Source organism: Streptomyces sp. NPDC005151, from assembly GCF_053599875.1.
Genome location: NZ_JBSFYR010000091.1, coordinates 16,324 through 31,247, shown reverse-complemented (window position 1 = coordinate 31,247; position 14,924 = coordinate 16,324). Strand labels below are relative to the sequence as shown.

The 14,924-nt window shown below is 69.0% G+C and carries 14 protein-coding genes and 4 pseudogenes; 8 read left to right on the top strand and 10 right to left on the bottom strand.

Annotation, left to right across the window (positions count from 1 at the left end):
- Window positions 1-526: 526 nt before the first annotated feature.
- Together ACWD6R_RS32865 and ACWD6R_RS32860 are read right to left on the bottom strand one after the other, a co-directional pair.
- Window positions 527-1,138, bottom strand: coding sequence for a DNA-3-methyladenine glycosylase (locus tag ACWD6R_RS32865; RefSeq protein WP_451822047.1), 612 nt, complete (start codon window positions 1,136-1,138; stop codon window positions 527-529).
- Between the two features lie 14 nt (window positions 1,139-1,152).
- Window positions 1,153-1,410 (bottom strand): annotated as a pseudogene (locus ACWD6R_RS32860) (DNA-3-methyladenine glycosylase); the annotation flags it as partial.
- Window positions 1,411-1,482: 72 nt separating this feature from the next.
- On the opposite strand from ACWD6R_RS32860, the gene ACWD6R_RS32855 reads away from it, so the two are divergent.
- The 3 genes from ACWD6R_RS32855 to ACWD6R_RS32845 all read left to right on the top strand — a co-directional run bounded on the left by ACWD6R_RS32855 (window position 1,483) and on the right by ACWD6R_RS32845 (window position 3,502).
- Window positions 1,483-2,265 (top strand): sporulation protein, encoded by a 783-nt coding sequence (locus tag ACWD6R_RS32855; protein ID WP_451822046.1) that lies wholly within the window; start codon window positions 1,483-1,485, stop codon window positions 2,263-2,265.
- Window positions 2,266-2,308: 43 nt separating this feature from the next.
- Window positions 2,309-2,839 (top strand): YbhB/YbcL family Raf kinase inhibitor-like protein, encoded by a 531-nt coding sequence (locus ACWD6R_RS32850; protein ID WP_451822045.1) that lies wholly within the window; start codon window positions 2,309-2,311, stop codon window positions 2,837-2,839.
- A 156-nt stretch (window positions 2,840-2,995) separates the two neighbouring features.
- A complete protein-coding gene (locus tag ACWD6R_RS32845; RefSeq protein WP_327247129.1) occupies window positions 2,996-3,502 on the top strand; it encodes an HNH endonuclease in 507 nt (168 codons plus the stop codon).
- 69 nt (window positions 3,503-3,571) lie between these two features.
- Here ACWD6R_RS32845 and ACWD6R_RS32840 read toward each other — a convergent pair whose 3' ends face one another.
- From ACWD6R_RS32840 to ACWD6R_RS32825, 4 genes are all read right to left on the bottom strand, one after another.
- Window positions 3,572-4,339, bottom strand: a complete 768-nt coding sequence (locus tag ACWD6R_RS32840; protein WP_451822044.1) for a sulfite exporter TauE/SafE family protein — start codon at window positions 4,337-4,339, stop codon at window positions 3,572-3,574.
- Window positions 4,340-4,401: 62 nt separating this feature from the next.
- Window positions 4,402-5,331: an SPFH domain-containing protein gene (locus ACWD6R_RS32835; protein ID WP_451822043.1), complete on the bottom strand. Its 930-nt coding sequence runs from the start codon at window positions 5,329-5,331 to the stop codon at window positions 4,402-4,404.
- 126 nt (window positions 5,332-5,457) lie between these two features.
- On the bottom strand, window positions 5,458-5,886 hold the full coding sequence (locus ACWD6R_RS32830) for an NfeD family protein (RefSeq protein ID WP_266987230.1): 429 nt from the start codon (window positions 5,884-5,886) through the stop codon (window positions 5,458-5,460).
- An 84-nt stretch (window positions 5,887-5,970) separates the two neighbouring features.
- Window positions 5,971-6,768 (bottom strand): ABC transporter ATP-binding protein, encoded by a 798-nt coding sequence (locus ACWD6R_RS32825; protein ID WP_451822042.1) that lies wholly within the window; start codon window positions 6,766-6,768, stop codon window positions 5,971-5,973.
- A 123-nt stretch (window positions 6,769-6,891) separates the two neighbouring features.
- Between ACWD6R_RS32825 and ACWD6R_RS32820 the strand changes: the two genes are divergently transcribed.
- On the top strand, window positions 6,892-7,674 hold the full coding sequence (locus tag ACWD6R_RS32820) for a hypothetical protein (protein ID WP_451822041.1): 783 nt from the start codon (window positions 6,892-6,894) through the stop codon (window positions 7,672-7,674).
- Between the two features lie 204 nt (window positions 7,675-7,878).
- Here the strand turns inward: ACWD6R_RS32820 and ACWD6R_RS32815 are convergent, their stop codons facing one another.
- The 3 genes from ACWD6R_RS32815 to ACWD6R_RS32805 form a co-directional block, all read right to left on the bottom strand.
- On the bottom strand, window positions 7,879-8,127 hold the full coding sequence (locus ACWD6R_RS32815; protein ID WP_366693890.1) for a chaplin: 249 nt from the start codon (window positions 8,125-8,127) through the stop codon (window positions 7,879-7,881).
- 146 nt (window positions 8,128-8,273) lie between these two features.
- Window positions 8,274-8,918, bottom strand: a complete 645-nt coding sequence (locus ACWD6R_RS32810) for a response regulator (protein ID WP_451822040.1) — start codon at window positions 8,916-8,918, stop codon at window positions 8,274-8,276.
- Window positions 8,911-10,056: a GAF domain-containing sensor histidine kinase gene (locus ACWD6R_RS32805; RefSeq protein ID WP_451822039.1), complete on the bottom strand. Its 1,146-nt coding sequence runs from the start codon at window positions 10,054-10,056 to the stop codon at window positions 8,911-8,913. The genes ACWD6R_RS32810 and ACWD6R_RS32805 overlap by 8 nt, the downstream gene beginning before the upstream one ends.
- Before the next feature lie 184 nt (window positions 10,057-10,240).
- Between ACWD6R_RS32805 and ACWD6R_RS32800 the strand changes: the two are divergent.
- From ACWD6R_RS32800 to ACWD6R_RS32785, 4 genes and pseudogenes are all read left to right on the top strand, one after another.
- A pseudogene (locus tag ACWD6R_RS32800) lies at window positions 10,241-10,483 on the top strand (SDR family NAD(P)-dependent oxidoreductase); the annotation flags it as partial.
- 146 nt (window positions 10,484-10,629) lie between these two features.
- A pseudogene (locus tag ACWD6R_RS32795) lies at window positions 10,630-10,802 on the top strand (short-chain dehydrogenase); the annotation flags it as partial.
- Window positions 10,782-11,192 (top strand): annotated as a pseudogene (locus ACWD6R_RS32790) (S-adenosylmethionine:tRNA ribosyltransferase-isomerase); the annotation flags it as partial. The pseudogenes ACWD6R_RS32795 and ACWD6R_RS32790, both read left to right, overlap by 21 nt.
- Window positions 11,193-11,477: 285 nt before the next feature.
- The gene (locus ACWD6R_RS32785; protein WP_451822038.1) at window positions 11,478-12,260 is read left to right on the top strand and encodes a transglycosylase SLT domain-containing protein; all 783 of its coding nucleotides are present in this window, start codon (window positions 11,478-11,480) and stop codon (window positions 12,258-12,260) included.
- 96 nt (window positions 12,261-12,356) lie between these two features.
- Here ACWD6R_RS32785 and ACWD6R_RS32780 read toward each other — a convergent pair whose 3' ends face one another.
- Window positions 12,357-14,909, bottom strand: coding sequence for an FHA domain-containing protein (locus tag ACWD6R_RS32780; protein WP_451822037.1), 2,553 nt, complete (start codon window positions 14,907-14,909; stop codon window positions 12,357-12,359).
- Window positions 14,910-14,924 lie beyond the last annotated feature (15 nt).

Genomic DNA, 14,924 nt, shown 5'->3' with positions numbered 1-14,924 from the left:
TGCGACGAGTGCAGCCCGTACCTGCGCAGCACCTTCCCCCGCTCACCCTCGGGGGCGGCCTCGTACTCGGCGAGGACCTTCATCTTGAAGTCCGCGGTGAAGCTGCGGCGCTTGGCCTTGGCGGGGACCTGGGGATCCGGGCGGGAGGTCACTTCTCCAGCATCCCCCGCCCGCCGGGCTGAGGTCAGAACGGTCATCGGTACAGCACTACTCGTCTCTCCACCCAGTCAGATGTTTCCGGGTTCTCCCCGACTCACCTGAGGTTGTCACAGAGGGGGAGCCCTCCCGTGTGGTGCTGCTTTGTTCGGCCGTCCGTTGATGTACCCCGTTGTAACCGTGATCCTGGCGGTGCGGAAGAACGCACCAAGGGGTCATCCCCCCACCCCTCCGGTCCGGGTCGGCGCACGTCGACAGTCACCCGACCGGCCAGGAACGCGTCACGCGCCACGCTCGCGAGTGATCACGCATCTTCGGGTCCAACTCCGCGCCGACTCACCGGTGAGCCGCGAGCGAGGCGCACAGCGGCTCAGGCTCCGGTGGACGGCTTGGCTCTCGGGCTCAGTCGGTACGCCGAGACTGTTGGATCACCGGCGAGGTAGAAGCGGTGCTGCCAGTCGTGGGCTCTGCTCACGCCTACCCGAGGACCAACCCGGATGAGTGCGGCGGGTACTGGCTCACCCTCGGACAGCGTGACCGAGGCGCCTGTCAGTAGGTCTGTGCCGTTGTGCTCTGCCGTGATGCCGAGCGCTTGGCAGAAGTTCCCCGGCCCCCGCGCGAGACGTGGACTCTCGACCTTGCTCCCTCGCCTCTTGCGTGCCAGGTCTTCTCCTTCGATGACCCTGCCTGCCCGGATGAGGACAGCTGTAGCGATGCCGTCTGCCCCGGTGACGATGTTGGCGCACCAGTGGAGACCGTGAGACCGGTAGACGTACAGGTGTCCTGCGGGTCCGAACATGACGGCGTTTCGGGGTGTTCTGCCTCGGTAGGCGTGGGAGGCGGGGTCAGCCGCACCGGAGTACGCCTCGGTCTCCGTGATGGCGATGCTCACGGTTCCCTCGGGGGTCTCGTGGGTGAGGATGGCACCGAGCAGCTTGGGGGCGACTTCTTCAGCTGGGTGAGCAAGATCCATTACGTTCATGCTGATCGCCTTGACATGCCGTAGGTGAAGTAGACGTAGGTGTGCCCGGGTGGTCCGAACATCACGCTGTTGCGCGCGGTGCGGCCGCGGAAGGCGTGCGAGCCGGGGTCGATCTCGCCGGCGTACGCCTCCACCTCGGTGAGGCGGAGTTCGATGGGGCCGTCGCCCGTGATGCGGACCAGGGTCCGGCCCAGCAGGTCGGGTGCCACCTCAAGTACGGGGCGGTCGAAGAAGTCCCGCGTCAGCGGCGTACGGTCCAGGCCCTCGATCATGGCGTTCGAGGTTACCGGGAACCGACTACGGTCGTGGCGCGTATGTAGAGGTCAGACCAAGGAGGAGTAAATATGGGCTTCAAGCGGCTGCTCGCGAGCATGGGTGCCGGTGGTGCTTCGGTGGAGACGGAGCTGACCGAGCTCAACGTCGTACCGGGCGGGGTCGTCCAGGGCGAGGTGCGGATCCAGGGCGGTTCCGTGGCGCAGCAGATCGAGGGACTCTCGGTCGGTCTGCAGGCGCGCGTCGAGGTCGAGGGCAACGACCAGGAGATGAAGCAGGACATCGAGTTCACCAAGCTGCAGCTCGGTGGGGCGTTCGAAGTGCAGGCCGGTGCCGTGCACGTCGTTCCCTTCGGGCTCGAGATCCCCTGGGAGACGCCGATCACCATGTTCGGTGGTCAGCACCTGCACGGCATGAACATCGGTGTGACCACCGAACTGGAAATCGCGCGGGCGCTGGACTCCGGCGACCTCGACCCGATCAACGTCCACCCGCTGCCGGCGCAGCAGGCGATCCTGGACGCGTTCGGACAGCTCGGCTTCGGGTTCCGCAGCGCGGACATGGAGCGTGGTCACATCCGTGGCACGCGCCAGCGGCTGCCGTTCTACCAGGAGATCGAGTTCTTCCCGCCGCAGCAGTACCGCGGGCTGAACCAGGTCGAGCTGACGTTCGTCGCGGACGACCGCGAGATGGATGTCGTGCTGGAGATGGACAAGAAGCCGGGACTCTTCAGTGAGGGCAGCGACTCGTACCGGGCGTTCAAGGTCGGTCTGAACGACTTCCGGGGGACCGACTGGGCGGCATACCTCAATCAGTGGCTCGCCCAGGTCGGCGGTCAGCGCAACTGCCTCTAGGGTCGGGGGCGAGACTCCAGAGCCGATCAGGAGAGGTGCTGACGTGACCGAGCCGAAGAGGCCGCCGCTGCCGCATGACTTCCACCCCGAGGTGCCTTCGTTCACGGTGGTGAGCGAGGATCTCGCTCCCGGGGCCGTGCTGGCGAACGCCCAGGTGTTCGCGGCCGGGAACACTTCGCCGCAGCTGCGGTGGGAAGGGTTCCCGGCGGAGACCAAGAGTTTCGCCGTGACCTGCTTCGATCCGGATGCTCCGACGGGCAGCGGGTTCTGGCACTGGGTCGTGTTCGACATCCCGGTATCGGTCACGGAGCTGCCGGCCGGTGCGGGGAGCGGGAAGTTCGAGGGGCTGCCTGCCGGTGCCGTTCAGGTCCGTAACGACTACGGGTCGAAGGAGTTCGGCGGCGCCGCGCCGCCGGCCGGGGAGAACCACCGTTACGTCTTCACCGTGTATGCGGTGGACAGCGAGAAGCTGGGGCCGGGCAGTGATGTGTCGCCCGCTGTGGTCGGGTTCAATCTGCGGTTCCACGCACTGGGTCGTGCTCAGCTGATCGGTGAGTACACCGGTCCCGCGTAGTACCCCGTGAGCTGAGAGTTCCTCTGCTGTTTGCCCTGCCCTGGTCCTGGAGAGATCAGGGCAGGGCATTTTTTATTGCGTTGTCCATCCCGGCCCGCCCAGACAGAGTTGATCCGGGCCTGCCAGGGGGCGGGCGGCACACGGGAGGTGGGCGAGATGCGGGACACGCTGGTTCTCAACGCGAGCTTCGAGCCGCTGTCGACGGTGACACTGAACCGTGCGGTGGTGCTGATTCTGCAGGACAAGGCTGTTGTCGAGCAGTCGCATCCCGATCTCCGCATGCGCGGTGCCGCCGTGGACATTCCGGTACCCCGGGTGATCAGGCTCTGCCGGTACGTACGGGTGCCGTTCCGAAGACAGGCGCCGTGGTCCAGAAGGGGTGTGCTGATACGGGACCAGCACCGGTGCGCGTACTGCGGGCGACGGGCGACGACCGTCGACCATGTGGTGCCGCGCGCCCAGGGCGGCCAGGACACCTGGCTCAATACGGTGGCGTCCTGTGCCGAGGACAATCACCGCAAGGCGGCCCGGACGCCGGAGCAGGCGGGGATGCCGTTGCTGCGGCAGCCCTTCGTACCGTCGCCCGCGGAGGCGATGCTGCTGGCGATGGGGGCCGGTGAGCGGTCGGCGCTGCCGGAGTGGCTGGACCGGACCGCCGCATAGTCGGCGTAGACCGCCTACGTGGATCGTCGTATCGGAAGCCCGTCCCCGTGAGGAGGCGGGCTCCCGGGTTCAGCGGAGCACCAGCTGGACGATGGCGACCGTGCCGACCGCCACGATGAGGCCGCGCAGCACGGTGGGGCTGAGGCGGCGCCCGACCTTCGCGCCGATCTGGCCGCCGAGCGCGGAGCCGACCGCGATCAGTGCGACGGCCGTCCAGTCGAAGTCCGCGACGAAGAGGAAGAAGAGCGCGGCAACGCTGTTGACGACCGCTGCCAGCACGTTCTTGACGGCGTTGAGGCGCTGCATCGTGTCGTCGAGCAGCATGCCCATCAGGGAGAGGTAGATGATCCCCTGGGCGGCGGTGAAGTAGCCGCCGTAGACGCTGGCGAGCATCAGTCCGACGACGAGGAGCGGGCCGCCGTCGGAGCGGGCGGTGGTGCCGTTGAGCTCGCGGCGGCGCTGGACGGCTTTGCTGATGCGAGGTTGCAGAATGACCAGGACGAGGGCCAGGGCTACCAGGATGGGCACGATGGTCTCGAACGCCGTGGAGGGCAGGGCCAGCAGCAGGGTGGCGCCGGTGAGGCCGCCGATGAGCGCGCCGATGCTCAGCTTGAGGACGCGGCGCCGCTGTCCGGCGAGTTCCTTGCGGTAGCCGATGGCGCCGCTGATGGAGCCGGGGATCAGGCCGAGGGCGTTGGAGACGGTGGCGGTGACCGGGGGCAGGCCGGTGGCGAGCAGGACCGGGAAGGTGATCAGCGTTCCGGAACCGACGACCGTGTTGATCGCGCCCGCGCTCATGCCCGCACCGAAGACCGCGAGCATTTCCCAGATGGACATTCCGATTCCCCCGTGCATGATCAGCGCTTGGTGCACTGATCATGCACGATGGTATGTACGCGTCAGTCGACCGGGGGTTCCTCGCGGCGCTCCTTGCCGGTGTTGAAGCCGGGGACGCCGGTGCCGAGGTTTCCGAAGGCACCGCTGAGGCCCTTGAGGGCGTCACCGATCTCGCTCGGCACAATCCAGAGCTTGTTGGCGTCGCCCTCGGCGAGCTTCGGGAGCATCTGGAGGTACTGGTACGAGAGGAGCTTCTGGTCCGGGTCGCCGGCATGGATGGACTCGAAGACCGTACGGATGGCCTGGGCCTCGCCCTCGGCGCGCAGGGCCGCGGCCTTGGCCTCACCCTCGGCGCGCAGGATCGCGGACTGCTTCTCGCCCTCCGCGGTGAGGATCGCGGACTGCCGGGTTCCCTCGGCCTGAAGGATCGCGGCACGCTTGTCACGGTCGGCGCGCATCTGCTTCTCCATCGAGTCCTGGATGGAGGTCGGCGGCTCGATCGCCTTGAGCTCGACGCGGTTGACGCGGATACCCCACTTGCCGGTGGCTTCGTCGAGGACGCCGCGGAGGGCGGCGTTGATCTCCTCGCGGGAGGTCAGGGTCCGCTCCAGGTCCATGCCGCCGATGATGTTGCGGAGGGTGGTGACGGTGAGCTGCTCGATCGCCTGGATGTAGCTGGCGACTTCGTACGTCGCGGCCCGCGCGTCCGTCACCTGGTAGTAGATGACGGTGTCGATATTGACGACCAGGTTGTCCTGGGTGATCACCGGCTGGGGCGGGAACGGGACGACCTGTTCGCGGAGGTCGATCCGGTTGCGGATGGTGTCGATGAACGGAACGACGATGTTCAGGCCTGCGTTGAGCGTGCGGGTGTAGCGGCCGAAGCGCTCCACGATGGCGGCGCTGGCCTGCGGGATGACCTGGATCGTCTTGATCAGGGCGATGAAGACGAGCACCACCAGAATGATCAGGACGATGATGATCGGTTGCATCGTGTTCCTCGTGCCCTTCGGTTGCCGACGGATCGCGATGATCGGGGTCGGATCTCATGAGGTCCGGATCTCATGATGATCGACTTCGAGTCTGGCAGACCGCGGTCCGCCGTGTGAGCGGTTCGGTCACATGACGACGGCCGTGGCACCGTCGATGTCCACGACATCCACCTGCCGGCCGGGTTCGAAACTCTGGTCTCCGTCGTAGGCGCGGGCCGACCAGATCTCTCCGGCCAGCTTGATCCGTCCACCGCTGCCGTCGACCCGTTCCAGGACGACGGCCTGACGGCCTTTCAGCGCATCGATGCCGGTGGCCAGTTGGGGCCGGTCGGCGCGGTGCCTGGCGGCGATCGGGCGGACCACCGCGATGAGCGCGACGGAGACGACCACGAAAACCAGGACCTGGGCCACGATGCCGCCGCCGAGTGCCGCGACGACCGCCGCGGCGACCGCTCCGACGGCGAACATCCCGAACTCGGGCATCGCGGTCAGGACGAGCGGAATGCCCAGCCCGACCGCGCCGATCAGCCACCACACCCACGCATCGATGTCCACCCGGTCATGGTAGGACCGCGAGTCCCTCGCCGACAGGGCTTCGATCAGGACATTCGGGGCACAGTGCGTTCAGGACGCCGGCGTTCAGGACAGCGGGAGGCCGTGTGCGGTGTACCGGCCGTCGGCGTGCTCGACGATGAGCGGCAGACCGAAGCAGAGGGAGAGGTTGCGGGAGCTGAGCTCGGTCTCCATGGGGCCCGCGGCGAGGACCTTGCCCTGGCGGATCATGAGGACGTGGGTGAAGCCCGGGGCGATCTCCTCGACGTGGTGCGTCACCATGATCATGGAGGGGGCGAGCGGGTCGCGGGCGAGCCGGCCGAGGCGGCGGACCAGGTCCTCGCGGCCGCCGAGGTCGAGACCGGCGGCGGGCTCGTCGAGGAGGAGCAGCTCGGGGTCGGTCATCATGGCGCGGGCGATCAGGGTGCGCTTGCGCTCGCCCTCGGAGAGGGTGCCGAACCTGCGGTCGAGGAACTCGGTCATGCCGAGCCGGTCGAGGAAGGCGCGGGCCCGGTCCTCGTCGACGGCGTCGTAGTTCTCGTGCCAGGTGGCGGTCATGCCGTACGCGGCGGTGAGCACCGTCTGCAGGACGGTCTGGCGCTTGGGCAGCTTCTCCGCCATGGCGACGCCCGCGATACCGATCCGCGGGCGCAGGTCGAAGACGTCGGTGCCGACGCCGCCGAGTTGTTCGCCGAGGATCGTGGCGCTGCCCTTGGTCGGGAAGAGGTAGCTGGACGCGATGTTGAGGAGGGTGGTCTTGCCGGCGCCGTTCGGGCCGAGGATGACCCAGCGCTCCCCCTCCTTGACCGACCAGGAGACGTCGTCCACCAGAGCGCGTCCGTCGCGGACCACGGATACGTCCACCAGCTCCAGTACATCGCTCATGAGCGCGTTGTCTCCCCATGCAGTCTCGAGATCGTCGCGTGCCTGTGGGCACAACTCCCAGGGAAAACCTACGCCACCGCGGGAGTGCTCCAGCTCTTAGGTCCGGTTCCCTAGGCTGTTCCCATGCTTTCGGAACCACGCTCGGGGCTGCTGGCCTCATGGGGAAACGCGCTTCTGGCCGGACTTGTCTCACCGGACGACGCTGCGCTCGCGATTGTCGGAGAGGACGCGGTGCACCGCGTCGAGGGGCTGCCGGGTGAGGCGGGACCGGTCGGGCTCACGCTGGCGCTGGGGCGGCTGCGGGGATTGGGAGTCACGGGCTTCCGGGTCGCACTGCCGGTGCCGGGGCATCCGCTCGGGCTCAGCGGCCCGCCCGAGTTCAATGCGCGGGCGCTGGAGGCGGAGGAGGCGGTGGTCGCGTCCGGTGCGCCGTACGGGCTGGTGCCCGAGGTGCGGGAGGCGGGGCCTGCCGGTGATCTGCACGTCGAGGTGGTGTGGCGCTGCCTGCCGGTGCGGGAGGCGCCGCCGGCCGATGTGCCGTCGCTGAGTGAGGCGGAGCGGGAGCTCGCGGAGGCGTTGCGGGATGCGACGGCGGCGCTGTCGCGGCTCGATGTGGCCGGGTCCGGGCCGGTGGCGGAGGCGGCGCTGGATGCGTACCGGGCGCGGGCGGAGCGGGGGCGGGAGCTGCTCGCTCCGGGATATCCGCCGCGGGCGGTACGGGTGCTGGAGCTGGCGCAGCGGGTGGGGCTGCTGATCTCGCTGGCGTACGAGAACGGGCACGGCGGGGCGGTGAGCGCGTCGGAGATCACGGCCCGGGGGGCGGCGCTGCGGCCGGTGGAGCGGGTGGCTCGGCGGGCGCAGGTGGCGGCGTACAACGCGTATGTGGAGGGGCGGGAGCGGGGGTAGGCGGTGGCGGACGAGGCACCGGGGCGTCGGGGGGCGCTCTGTCCTCGGTCGCCGGACGGGCTTGATGATGCCGGGCGGGCGTGACTCGACCCGTTGCGGCTCGATCCTCGGTGGTGATGGGCCGTGAGTTGTGGTGTGGGGCAGCATGGTTGATGCCGGACGGGTCCCTTTCGGGGCCGTCCGGCATCGAGGGAACCGGGGTGGTCAGCCGTTGTGGCCGACGTTGCCGAAGGCCGGGTTGAGCAGGCCGATCACGTTCACCGTGTTGCCGACCACGTTCACCGGGACGTGGACCGGGACCTGGATGACGTTGCCACTGACCACGCCCGGGGAGTGGGTCGCCACACCGTGGGCGCCCGCGCCGTGACCGGTGGCGGAGGCCGCGCCGGCGCCTGCGGCGATGATGCCACCGGCGATCATGGTGACGGCAGCAGCCTTCTTCAGGTTCTTCACTTCAGGATCCTCCTCGCGTGCTGCGGCCGGCCGCCGCAGCACGCCATGGACAACGCCCTCGGGCCCGACAGGATGTGCCGTACGGGTGACATACACCCGACAGTATGAATCTCAGTCCGGAGGGAATCGTTCCGCTTCGGCGTTGATCAGCCCGCCACCCCGTGGCGGACGGCCCAGAGCGCCGCCTGGGTGCGGTCCGCCAGATCCAGCTTCATCAAGATGTTCGAGACGTGCGTCTTGACGGTCTTTTCGGAGAGAACCAGGGCCCGCGCGATCTCGCGGTTGGAGCGGCCGTCGGCGATCAGGCCGAGGACCTCCCGCTCCCGTTCGGTGAGGGTGCTCCCCCGGCCGGTCCCGGCGCCTCCGTCCTCCTGGGCGAGGAGAGCCCCGGCGACCTCCGGCTGGAGCAGGACATGGCCCGCATGGACCGAGCGGATGGCCCCGGCCAGCGCTTCCGGGTCGACGTCCTTGTACACGTAACCGGAGGCGCCCGCACGCAGGGCCGGGACCACCGTCCGCTGCTCGGTGAAGCTGGTGACGATCAGCACCTTGGCCGGGTTGTCCAGTTCGCGGAGCTTGCGGAGCGCCTCGATGCCGTCGGTGCCCGGCATCTTGATGTCCATCAGCACCACGTCGGGGCGGAGTTCCTCGGAGCGGGCGACTCCTTCGGCGCCGTCGGCCGCCTCGCCGACGACCTCTATGTCGTCCTGGATCTCCAGGAACGTACGCAGACCGCGGCGGACCACCTGGTGGTCGTCGACCAGCAGCACCCTGATGATCTTGTCAGCCACCGGGGACCTCCATCTCGATCGTGGTGCCCTTGCCGGGCGCCGATTCAACGGTGAGCCTGCCGCCGACACCGCTCGCGCGGTCCCGTATCGACACCAGACCCAGATGGCGGCCCGCCTGCCGCGTCGCCGTGGGCTCGAATCCGCTGCCGTCGTCCGTGATCCGCAGCACCGTGCCGCTGCCACGACGGGCGAGCGTGACGCAGACCTGCTCGGCGCCCGAGTGGCGCAGTGCGTTGTGCAGGGCCTCCTGGGAGACCCGGAGCAGCGCCTCCTCCTGGGCGGCGGGCAGGGCTCGTACACCGAGGCTCTCGAAGGTGACCTTGGCGGTGTGGGCGCGGTCCAGGACCTGGACCTGGGTGCGGAGCGTGGCGATCAGGCCGTCCTCGTCGAGCGCTGCGGGGCGCAGTTCGACGACGGCGGCACGCAGCTCGTCCACTGCCTCCGCGGCCAGCGCGGCGACCTGCTGGAGCTCGCCCTTGGCGCGCGCCGGGTCGCGGTCGACGAGGGCAGCGGCTGCCTGGGCCGTCAGCCGCAGGGAGAACAGCTTCTGGCTGACCGCGTCGTGCAGCTCGTGGGCGAGGCGGGAGCGCTCCTCGGCGATGGTGAGCTCGCGGCTGCGCTCGTACAGCCGGGCGTTGGTGAGGGCGATCGCCGCGTGCTGGGCGAGGATCGACAACAGCTCTTCGTCCTGCGCGGTGAAGCCGCAGCCGCCCTGGGGTTTGGGGCAGCGCTTGTTGGCGAGGAAGAGCGCGCCGATGATCTCGTCGCCGTCCCTGATGGGCAGGCCGAGGAAGTCGGACATGTCCGGGTGGGCGGCCGGCCAGCCCTCGAAGCGGGGGTCCTTGCGGACGTCGGCGAGGCGCTCCGGCTTCGCCTCGTGGAGCATCGCGGCGAGGACGCCGTGCTGCCGGGGCAGCGGACCGATGGCCTTCCACTGCTCGTCGCTTATGCCGTCGACGACGAACTGGGCGAAGCCGCCGTGGTCGTCGGGGACGCCCAGGGCCGCGTACTCGGCGTCCAGCAGTTCGCGGGCCGAGGCGACGATGGTCTTCAGGACGTCACGCACTTCGAGGTGCCGGCTCATGGCGAGCAGCGCGGCACTCACCGCTGCGAGGCCCGACGGTGGGCTGTGGCTCATGGCCTCACCGTACCGGCGGGGGTGGGGGTTCCGTATCGGCCTGTGGACGGCCGGTGCCTAGGGCGTCGGCCCTAGGTCGAAGTGCCTTGCGGGGGTGCGGCTCGCGGACGAGGCGTGGGGCACGGCGACGTTGGGGGTGCCGAGGTCCATCGGTGATCGCCTGGGTAACAAGGGGACGGTTGGCATGCCTGTCGCGATGATCACGGGCGCTTCGAAGGGACTGGGGCGTGCGCCGGCGGCCGCGCTCGCTCAGCGCGGCTGGGATCTGGTGCTGGACGCCCGGACCGCGAGCGCGCTGGAGGAGACGGCGAAGGAGCTGGCCGCGTGCGGGGCGCGGGTGGCAGCCGTACCCGGGGATGTCACGGATGCCGCACACCGCGGGGCACTGGTGGCCGCCGCCGGTGAGCTCGGCGGGCTCGATCTGCTGGTGAGTAAGACGGACCGGCTATTGGGGGGTGGGTGAAGGAGCGGGGCTGGGGTGCGTGCATCGCATGGCGGAGCCATGGTGATGGACGGCAACGCCGCGAGGTGCGTGCCCCGGCCCCGTGACGCCGCCCCCCAGTTGCCGGTCGGTCTCATGCGAGTGCGCTGGGTGCGGAGCCGCTCGTGCGGCTCGATGCGCTGTCGCTGGGCGGGCTCCGGCAGGCGCTGGAGACCAATGTGGTGGCGGCACTCGGTCTGATGCAGGGGCGCTGCCGCTGCTGCGGGCGTCGGCGTCGGCGTCGGCGTCGGCTGAGGCGTACGAGCCGCCGTACCCGGAGCGCTTCGAGGTGCCGCGGACGACGGCCTGGCTGGTCAACGCGGCGCGGGCGACGGGCGGGCGGGTGATCGCGGTCGGTACGACGGCGGTGCGGGCGCTGGAGTCGTCGGCGGGCGCGGACGGGGTGGTGCGGCCGGCGGTCGGCTGGACGGATCGGGTGGTGACGCCGCAGCACGGGGTGCGGGCGGTGGACGGGCTGCTGACCGGGCTGCACGAGCCGGAGGCCTCGCATCTGCTGATGCTGGAGGCGGTCGCGGGGCGGGCCGCGCTGCAGTGCGCATACCCGGAGGCGCTGCGGCACCGGTACCTCTGGCATGAGTTCGGGGACGTGCATCTGCTGCTCCCCTCACTGGAGCCTCACACTCCGAATTGCTGACGCAACCGTTGGTGAGGTTGTTACGCGGCCGATGTGAGGCGGCACATAGGACCCACGTCACTTACGAAGCCGGCTAGTGGACTGATAAGGGCCACATGAGTGGGCATGAGCGCGGGCCGTCCCGTTCGAGCGCGCCCCTGATCCACTACCCGGCTTCGTACGTCACGCCTTTGCCACGGGATTTTGCGGCCGCTAAGAATTGCCCTCGTCCCCGACGGAGATGCGAACCGTCGCTTCCGTCTCGTCCTCCGTGAGGACTCCAGCGATTCGAAGAGGTACGACTGAATGTCCGCGTCCAGCATCACCAGCCGTATTCGCTGCCTGAACAAGACCCAGAAGCTCTCCGTGGCGGGCGTCTCCGCTGTCGCCGCCGCCGCTCTCTCGCTCTCCCTCGTCCCGGCCCACGCCGAGACGCCGGCCAAGCCGCAGACCGAGCCGCAGGCCGCTTCCGCCGCTCCGGTGGCCTTCAGCCTCGCCGCCAGTGCCCCGCAGGCCAAGACCATCCAGGCCAGCATCATCGAGCAGCACTCCACCGCCGAGAAGCTGGTGAAGGCCGCTGACGCGGCCAGGGCGAAGCAGGCCGCCGCCAAGGCGAAGGCCCAGGCCGCCGCGAAGGCCAAGGCAGACGCCGCGAAGGCCAAGGCCCAGGCCGCCGCGAAGGCCGAGGCTGCCGCGAAGGCCAAGGCCGATGTCGCGAAGCGGTCCACCGAGGTCACCACGCGCTCCGTCGCCCGTACTCCGGTCTACGCCAACAACCTGGACGGCTGGATCTCCGAGGCGCTGGCCATCATGAAGGCCAAGGGCATCCCGGGTTCGTACGACGGTCTGCACCGCAACATCATGCGGGAGTCCACCGGCAACCCGAACGCGATCAACGGCTGGGACGTCAACGCCCAGAACGGCACCCCGTCCTGCGGTCTGCTGCAGGTCATCCAGCCGACGTTCAACGCCTACCACGTCCCCGGTACCTCGATGAACATCTACGACCCGGTCGCCAACATCACCGCCGCGGCCAACTACGCCGCCGACCGGTACGGCTCGATCGACAACGTCAACAGCGCGTACTGATCGACGCGGCACGGCATCGCGCACAGACATACGCCGAAGGGCGGCACCCCGGATCGGGTGCCGCCCTTCGGCGTTCCGTGTGCGCGGTGCCCATGTCTACTTGCGCATGACCTCGGGCTCATGGCGGCGCAGCAGTCGCGCGACCGCGAAGCCGCAGATGATGCCGAGGAACAGCAGCACCGAGATGTTCATCCCCCACTGACCGGCCGTGTGCTCCCACAGCGGGTCCAGGTCGGTCGGGTTCTTCTGGTCCCACGGCGGCATCAGGTGCGACAGGTCGAGCGTCGAGCCCGCGGCCGCGATGGCCCAGCGGGACGGCATCAGCCAGGCGAACTGCTCCAGGCCGGGCGATCCGTACACCTGGAAGAGGACGCCGGTGAAGACGACCTGGACGATCGCGAACATGACCAGCAGTGGCATGGTCTTCTCGGAGGTCTTCACCAGCGAGGAGATCACCAGACCGAACATCATCGAGGTGAAGCCGAGCGCGGTGATCGTCACGCAGAGCTCGACGGCCGGCGGCATGATCAGACCCTCTTCGGGCAGATCGCGGGTGGCAAAGCCGATGCCGCAGATGATGACGCCCTGGATGGCCGTGATCATGCCGAGGACGATCACCTTGGACATCAGATAGGCGGAGCGGGAGAGGCCGGTGGCCCGTTCCCGTTCGTAGATGACGCGTTCCTTGATCAGTTCTCGTACGGAGTTGGCCGCACCGGAGAAGCACATGCCGACCGCGAGGATCAGCATGATCGTTCCGGCATCTCCGTTGAACCGGGACGGCGGCTTCGGCGGGGCCAGGCCGAAGTCGGCCGGGATGACCACGCTGACGATGCCGAGCACCGCGGGCAGGATCACCATCAGACCCATGAAGCCCTTGTCGGACGCGATCACCGACACGTACCTGCGCATCAGCGTCCACAGCTGCGTCCCCCAGCCCTGCGGCTTCGGCGGGCGCATCTGCTGCGGGGGCGGCATGTGTACGGACTGTGCGGCGACGGCGTCGATGTCCGCGGCGTACATCTGGTAGTGCTGCGAACCGCGCCAGCGGCCCGCCCAGTCGTAGTCGCGGTAGTTCTCGAAGGCGGAGAAGACGTCGGCCCAGGTCGTGTAGCCGAAGAAGTTGAGCGCTTCCTCCGGCGGACCGAAGTAGGCGACGGAACCGCCGGGCGCCATGACGAGCAGCTTGTCGCAGATCGCCAACTCGGCGACGGAGTGCGTGACGACGAGGACCGTACGGCCGTCGTCGGCGAGACCGCGCAGCAGCTGCATGACGTCGCGGTCCATGCCCGGGTCGAGGCCGGAGGTCGGCTCGTCCAGGAAGATCAGCGACGGCTTGGTGAGCAGCTCCAGGGCGACGGAGACACGCTTGCGCTGGCCGCCGGAGAGCGAGGTGACCTTCTTGTCCTTGTGGATGTCGAGCTTGAGCTCGGCGAGGACCTCGTGGATCCGGGACTGGCGCTCGGCCTCGGTGGTGTCCGCGGGGAAGCGGAGCTTGGCCGCGTACTTGAGGGCTTTGGTGACGGTGAGTTCCTTGTGCAGGATGTCGTCCTGCGGGACCAGACCGATGCGCTGGCGCAGCTCGGCAAACTGCTTGTACAGGTTCCGGTTGTCGTAGAGGACGTCACCCTGGTTGGCGGGCCGGTAGCCGGTGAGCGCCTTGAGCAGGGTGGACTTGCCGGAACCCGAGGGGCCGATGACCGCGATCAGCGACTTCTCCGGGACGCCGAACGAGACGTCCTTGAGGATCTGCTTCCCGCCGTCGACCGTCACCGTGAGGTGGCGGGCGGAGAAGGAGACCTCACCGGTGTCGACGAACTCTTCCAGCCGGTCGCCGACCAGGCGGAAGGTCGAGTGACCGACACCGACGATGTCGGTCGGGCCGATCAGCGCGGAGCCGGACTTGTGGAGGGGCTGACCGTTGACGTACGTGCCGTTGTGGGAACCGAGATCGCGGATCTCGAAGCGGCCGTCGGGGGTCGCGTGGAACTCGGCGTGGTGGCGCGAGACCTGGAGGTCGGAGACGACGAGTTCGTTCTCCAGCGCACGACCGATGCGCATGACCCTGCCCAGGGCCACCTGGTGGAACGTCGTCGGGCTGCGGTCTCCGTAGACCGGCGGCGCCCCCGCGGCACCACCGGGTCCACCCGCGGCGGGCGGCTTCGCCACGCCCTGCTGGTGCGGGACCTGAGGCTGCTGCGGCGCGCCCTGCTGCTGCCATGCCTGCTGCTGGTGCGCTGCGGGGTCCTGCTGACCCGGCCGGCCCGCGCCGCCCTGCTGGGGCTGCTGGGCGGGGGCCTGCTGCGCGCCCGCGCCCTGACCGCTGTACACATCGGCGGCCGCGGCGGCGCCGCTGAAGCTCAGCCGCGGTCCGTCAGTGGCGTTGCCCAGGTGCACGGCCGAGCCCGGCCCGATTTCCATCTGGTGGATTCGCCGGCCCTGCACATAGGTGCCGTTGGTGGAACCGTGGTCCTCGATGAACCAACTCCGGCCCGCCCAGCTGATCGTGGCATGCCGCCACGAAACCCTGGCGTCGTCGATCGTCAGGTCGCCCTGTGGATCACGACCGAGGGTGTATGGCCTGGACGGGTCGAGCGTCCAGGTCCTTCCATTCAATTCCAGTACGAGTTCCGGCACTCCGCGCCCCACTAGTTGTCCCCCGAG

Coding starts and splice junctions, on each gene's coding strand:
- ACWD6R_RS32840 (WP_451822044.1), bottom strand. CDS start 4,339: ATGTCCATCTGGGAAATGCTCGCGGTCTTCGGTGCGGGCATGAGCGCG.
- ACWD6R_RS32845 (WP_327247129.1), top strand. CDS start 2,996: ATGCGGGACACGCTGGTTCTCAACGCGAGCTTCGAGCCGCTGTCGACG.
- ACWD6R_RS32855 (WP_451822046.1), top strand. CDS start 1,483: ATGGGCTTCAAGCGGCTGCTCGCGAGCATGGGTGCCGGTGGTGCTTCG.
- ACWD6R_RS32825 (WP_451822042.1), bottom strand. CDS start 6,768: ATGAGCGATGTACTGGAGCTGGTGGACGTATCCGTGGTCCGCGACGGA.
- ACWD6R_RS32835 (WP_451822043.1), bottom strand. CDS start 5,331: ATGCAACCGATCATCATCGTCCTGATCATTCTGGTGGTGCTCGTCTTC.
- ACWD6R_RS32820 (WP_451822041.1), top strand. CDS start 6,892: ATGCTTTCGGAACCACGCTCGGGGCTGCTGGCCTCATGGGGAAACGCG.
- ACWD6R_RS32865 (WP_451822047.1), bottom strand. CDS start 1,138: ATGAACGTAATGGATCTTGCTCACCCAGCTGAAGAAGTCGCCCCCAAG.
- ACWD6R_RS32785 (WP_451822038.1), top strand. CDS start 11,478: ATGTCCGCGTCCAGCATCACCAGCCGTATTCGCTGCCTGAACAAGACC.
- ACWD6R_RS32805 (WP_451822039.1), bottom strand. CDS start 10,056: ATGAGCCACAGCCCACCGTCGGGCCTCGCAGCGGTGAGTGCCGCGCTG.